1 protein-coding gene is annotated in these 6,336 nt (G+C 72.1%); it reads right to left on the reverse strand.

The window, feature by feature from the left end; all coding sequences use genetic code 11:
- Positions 1-74: 74 nt before the first annotated feature.
- On the reverse strand, positions 75-6,140 hold the full coding sequence (locus tag ACWGJO_RS40550) for an amino acid adenylation domain-containing protein (RefSeq protein WP_452190817.1): 6,066 nt from the start codon (positions 6,138-6,140) through the stop codon (positions 75-77).
- Positions 6,141-6,336 lie beyond the last annotated feature (196 nt).

The following is a 6,336-nucleotide window of genomic DNA, read 5'->3' on the forward strand; positions in this document are numbered from 1 at the left end:
GCGCGCCCGGCACGTGCGGGCGCGCCGCGGCGCGCCCGGTGGCCCCCCCGCCACCCGGCCCGCCGATCCAGCAGCTAGGACCCGTCGCGCTCGCCCGCGAGGCGGGCGGCGAGGACCGGGCCGATCTGGGCGAGCTGATCCGGCCTCGTCATCTCACCATGCCGCCCGGTCACCCGGTGCACCTCGATCCGGCCCGTGACGTGGGGCTGCCAGTCCTCGGGCCGCACCGGGGGGAGCGGCTCCTCCCTGGTCGCCTCGAAGAAGAGCACATCGCCCCTGAACGTACGGGACTTGAACGAGTCCAGCACCGCGACGTTCCCGAGGAAGACCCTGGCCATGGCCTCCAGCGTGGCGTCGTCGAGCAGCGCGAACGGACCGTCCGCCGCCGCCGCGGAATCCGGGTCGTAGCCGAGCGACTCCAGGAGCGCCCGCACGGCCTCCTCGCCGCTCAGCGCCTCGGCCGACCCGGCCGAGGTCCCGGTGCCACCGGCCGGGAAGCCGTCCATCAAGGTGAGGAGCTCGATCTCCTCGCCCTCCTCCTGGAGCCGGACGGCGAGTTCATGGGCCACGACCCCGCCGAACGACCACCCCAGCAGCGCGTACGGGCCCTGCGGCTGCACGGAGCGGATCAGTGCCAGGTAGTCGTCGACCATGGCGTCGAGGCTCTCCGGGACGGCCTCGGGGGCCAGCAGGCCGCGGGCCTGGAGACCGTACAGGGCACGGTCGCCGTCCAGGTGGCGGAGCAGTCCCGAGTAGACCCAGCTGATGCCGGCCGCGGGGTGCACGCAGAAGAGCGGCCGGGCCGCCGGCCCACTGCTCCTGCGCAGCGGCAGCAGGGTGGCGAGGGCGCCGTCGCCCTGCCCCGCGTCGTCCAGCCGTCCGGCGAGGGCGGCGGCGGTGGGGGCGTCGAAGACGTCCCGGATGCCGATCTCGGCGCCGAGGGCGGTGCGGATCCGGCTGATCAGCCGGGCCGCGAGGAGCGAGTGACCGCCCAGGAGGAAGAAGTCGTCGTCGATCCCCACCGACGGCACCCCGAGGACCTCGGCGAACACCGCGCACAGGATCTCCTCCTGCGCCGACCGCGGAGCCCGCCCGCCGCCGCCCGCACCGGCGACCGGGGCCGGCAGCGCCCGCTGGTCGAGCTTGCCGTGCGACGTCATCGGCAGCGCCTCCAGCACCACGACCGCCGACGGCAGCATGTGGCGCGGCAGCCGCCCCGCGGCGAAGCGCCGCAGCTCCTCCGGGTCGGCCTCCCGGTCGGCGACCGGCACCACATAGCCCACCAGGCGCTGGTCCCCCGGCCGGTCCTCCCGCGCCACCACGGCGGCCTGCGCCACCGCGTCGTGCGCCATCAGCACCGCGGCGATCTCCCCCGGCTCGATCCGGAAGCCGCGGATCTTCACCTGGTCGTCCGCCCGGCCCACGTACTCCAGGGCACCGTCGGCCCGCCACCGCACGAGGTCGCCGGTGCGGTACATCCTCTCACCCGGCGCCCCGAACGGATTCGCCACGAAGCGCTCGGCGGTCAGGGCCGGCCGGCCCAGGTAGCCGCGGGCCAGGAGCTCCCCCGCGATGTACAGCTCGCCGGGGACACCCGGCGGGACCACCCGCAGCCGGTCGTCCAGGACGAACAGCCGGGTGTTGCGGATCGGCCGGCCGATGACCGGCCGCTCGTACGCGCCGATCACGGCGTTCGTGCTGTACACGGTGCACTCGGTGGGACCGTACTGGTTGTTGCCGGCGACCCCGGCCCGCCGCAGGTCCGCCCAGAGCGCCTCGTCGACCGCCTCGCCGCCGACGTCGACGATCCGGGGGCGGGAGGAGCGCTCCGCGGAGAGCATGCCCAGCTCGATCAGCTGCCGGCAGTAGGTCGGGGTCGTCTCGATGTAGTCGATCCCCTCGGCCTCGATGTAGTCGACCAGGAGTTCCGGCGTCCGGCGCGTCTCGTCGTCCACCAGGTGCAGCTCGTGGCCGTCCAGCAGCCAGAAGAGCAGCAGCCAGCTGGCGTCGAAGGTCGTCGCCCCGATCATGGCGGCGCGCAGGGGGCGGCCGGCGGAGGCGATGTCGGCCCGATAGACGTCCTCCCGGTGGCTGTGGACGAGGTTGGCCAGCGAGTGGTGCTCGATGAGCACACCCTTCGGCTGCCCCGTCGACCCGGAGGTGAAGATGGCGTACGCGGAGTGCTCCGGGCGCAACGGCGAGAGCCGATCGGCGTCCGACACGTCGGTGTCGGACCGGCCGGCCAGTTCGGCGCCGACTGCGGGCTCCGTCAGGTCCAGCAGGTGCGGCACGCGCCCGGCGAGGCCCGCGAACCGCGCGGCGGTCTCCCGGCCGGTGATCACGAGGGCGGGCCCGCAGTTGTCCAGCATGTACGTGACCCGCTCGACGGGGTACTCCGGGTCGACGGGGACGTAGCAGGCGCCGGCCTTCAGGATCGCCAGCAGCGAGACGATCAGGTCGGTGCCCCGCGGGAGCAGGACGGCCACGGTCTGCTCCGGCCCCACCCCGCGGTCGATCAGCAGCCGCGCCAGGCGGTTCGCCCGCGCGTTCAGCTCACGGAACGTCAGGGCCTCGCCCTGGAAGACGAGCGCGTTCGCGTCCGGCATCCGCCGGACGCTCCCCTCGAAGATCTCCGGGACCGGTCGGGTGTCCGCCGGGACGCGCTCGGTGTCGTTCCACTCCACGAGGATCCGCCGGCGCTCGGCCGGGCTCAGGACGTCGACCGCCTCGATCGGCCGGTCCGGGTCCGCGACCACGGCGGCCAGCAGCCGGAGCAGCCGGTCCGCCAGCACGCTCATGGTGGTGTGGTCGAAGAGGTCGGTGGCGTAGTGCAGGACGGCGAGGATGCCGGCGGGCGCGTTGGCACCGTCCCGGCTCTCGACGCAGGTCAGGTTGAGATCGAACTTGACGGGCGGCGTCCCGAAGGACTCGGGCTGCGCGGTGAGACCCGGCAGCTCCAGCGACCCCTCGTCGTTGTTCTGCAGGACCAGCATCACCTGGAACAGCGGGTGCGTGGAACTGGAACGGACGGGGTTCAGCTCCTCCACCAGCCGCTCGAACGGCAGGTCCTGGTTGGTGAACGCCGCCAGGTCGGTGTCGCGGACCCGGCCCAGCAGCTCACCGAAGGTCGGCTCACCCTTCACATCCGTCCGCAGCACCAGCGTGTTCACGAAGAACCCGACCAGCTCGTCCAGGGCCTGGTCCGAACGCCCGGCGACGACCGTGCCGATCGGAATGTCCGTGCCGGCGCCCAGCCGCGACAGCAGGGCCGCCAGCGCGGCGTGCAGCACCATGAACAGAGTGACCCCGTGGCGGCGCGCCAACGCGTCGAGTTCGACGTGCAGTTCGGTGTCGACGTGGAACTCCAGCAGCTCCCCCTCGTGCGAGGCGGTGGCGGGGCGGGGGCGGTCGAAGGGCAGAGCGACCTCCTGCGGCGAGCCCTTCAGCGCCTCCGCCCAGTAGGCGAGCTGCTGGTCCATGGTCTCGGCGAGCTGGTTGTGCTGCCAGAGGGTGTAGTCGGCGTACTGAACGGTGAGCGGCTCCCACTCCGGGGTGACCCCGGCCAGCCGGGCCCGGTAGGCCGAGGCGATACCCGACCAGAGCGGACCGGAGGACCAACCGTCACTCGCGATGTGGTGCAAGGTCAGGACGAGGACGGACTCGTCCCCGCCGAGCGTGAACAGCGCGACCCGCAGGGGGAGTTCGGAGGCCAGGTCGAAGGTGGCGAACGCCTCGGCCGAGATCCGCTCCGCGACCCCGTCCGCCGTGCACGGCTCGACCCGGAACGGGACCTGGGCGGCGTCTGCGGGCAGCACCAGCTGGCAGGGCCGACCGTCGTGCGCGGGATAGATCGTGCGCAGGGCCTCGTGCCGGGCGACGACGTCGCCGATCGCGCCGCGCAGAGCCTCCACGTCCACCGCACCGTGCAGCCGGAAGGCGAAGGGGCTGTTGTAGGTGGCGGAGGCGCCTTCGAGCTGGTCCAGGAACCACAGCCGCTGCTGCGCGAACGACAGCGGCAGCACCTCCGGCCGCACGCCCGCCACCAGCGCCGGACGCGCCGGGCCACCGTCCTTCAACTTCTCCACGACGCCCACGACGGTCGGGTTGCGGAACAGATCACGGATGCCCAGCTCGGCGTTCAGCGTCGTACGGATCCGGCTGATCAACCGCGTCGCGAGAAGCGAATGACCGCCCAGAGCAAAGAAGTTGTCATCGATCCCCACCGACGGTACATCGAGCACCTCGGCGAAGAACGCGCACAGAATCTCCTCCTGCGCCGTCCGGGGACCACGATGCCCCCGCACCACGCCCTGCCCCTCCCCGGCCTCCTCCGCCGCACCGGCCCGCGCCCGCTCCGCCCGCTCCAGGAAGTACCGCTCCTGCTCGGGAGAATCGAACACCTCCCACCCGGACACCGGAACCTCCGGATCCCCGACCACCACACCCAGCAACCGCACCAACCGCTCCGCCAGCAGGGTCATGGTGGTGCGGTCGAAGAGGTCGGTGGCGTAGTGCAGGACGGCGAGGATGCCGGCGGGCCCGTTGGAACCGTCCCGGTTCTCGACGCAGGTCAGGTTGAGGTCGAACTTGGCGGGCGGGGTCCCGAAGGACTCGGGCTGCGCGGTGAGGCCCGGCAGCCGCAGGGTGCCCTCGTCGTTGTTCTGCAGGACCAGGAGCACCTGGAACAGCGGGTGCCGGCCCAGCGAACGCACCGGGTTCAGCTCCTCCACCAGCCGCTCGAACGGCAGGTCCTGGTTGGTGAACGCCGCCAGGTCGGTGTCGCGGACCCGGCCCAGCAGCTCACCGAAGGTGGGGGCATCCGACACATCCGTCCGCAGCACCAGCGTGTTCACGAAGAACCCGATCACGTCGTCCAGGGCCTGGTCCGAACGCCCGGCGACGACCGTGCCGATCGGAATGTCCGTGCCGGCGCCCAGCCGCGACAGCAGAGCCGCCAGCGCGGCGTGCAGCACCATGAACAGAGTGACCCCGTGGCGGCGCGCCAACGCGTCGAGTTCGACGTGCAGTTGGGCGTCGAGGTGGAACTCCAGCAGCTCGCCCTCGTGCGAGGCACTGGCGGGGCGGGGGCGGTCGAAGGGCAGAACGACCTCCTGCGGCGAGCCCTTCAGCGCCTCCGCCCAGAAGGCGAGCTGCTGGTCCATGGTCTCGCCGAGCTGGTTGTGCTGCCACAGTGCGTAGTCCGCGTACTGGACCGCCAGCGGCTCCCAGACCGGCGCGGAACCGGCCAGCCGGGCCCGGTAGGCCGAGGCGATACCCGACCAGAGCGGACCGGAGGACCAACCGTCACTCGCGATGTGGTGCAAGGTCAGCACGAGGACGGACTCGTCCCCACCGAGCGCGAACAGCGCGACCCGCAGGGGGAGTTCGGAGGCCAGGTCGAACGTGGCGAACGCCTCGGCCGAGACCCGCTCCGCCACCCCCTCCTCCGTGCACGGCTCCACCCGGAACGGGACCTCGACATCGCCGACCGGCAGAATCAGCTGACGGGGCTGACCACCGACCGTCGGGTAGACCGTGCGCAGGGCCTCGTGCCGGGCGACGACGTCGCCGATCGCGCCGCGCAGAGCCTCCACGTCCACCGCCCCGTGCAGCCGGAAGGCGAAGGGGCTGTTGTAGGTGGCGGAGGCGCCTTCGAGCTGGTCCAGGAACCACAACCGCTGCTGCGCGAACGACAGCGGCAGCACCTCCGGCCGCACGCCCGCCACCAGCGCCGGACGCGCCGGGCCACCGTCCTTCAACTTCTCCACGACCCCGACCACGGTCGGGTTGCGGAACAGATCACGGATGCCCAGCTCGGCGTTCAGCGTCGTACGGATCCGGCTGATCAACCGCGTCGCGAGAAGCGAATGACCGCCCAGAGCAAAGAAGTTGTCATCGATCCCCACCGACGGCACATCGAGCACCTCGGCGAAGAACGCGCACAGAATCTCCTCCTGCGCCGTCCGGGGACCACGATGCCCCCGCACCACGCCCTGCCCCTCCCCGGCCTCCTCCGCCGCACCGGCCCGCGCCCGCTCCGCCCGCTCCAGGAAGTACCGCTCCTGCTCGGGAGAATCGAACACCTCCCACCCGGACACCGGAACCTCCGGATCCCCGACCACCACACCCAGCAACCGCACCAACCGCTCCGCCAGTTGGTCCGCGGTCCCCCGATCGAACAGATCGGTCGCGAACTGCAGAACAGCCGTGATACCGGCGGGCCCGTTGGAACCGTCCCGGCTCTCGACACAGGTCAGGTTGAGATCGAACTTCGCGGGCGGGGTCCCGAAGGACTCGGGCTGCGCGGTGAGGCCCGGCAGCTCCAGCGACCCCTCG

Source organism: Kitasatospora sp. NPDC054795 (assembly GCF_053611565.1).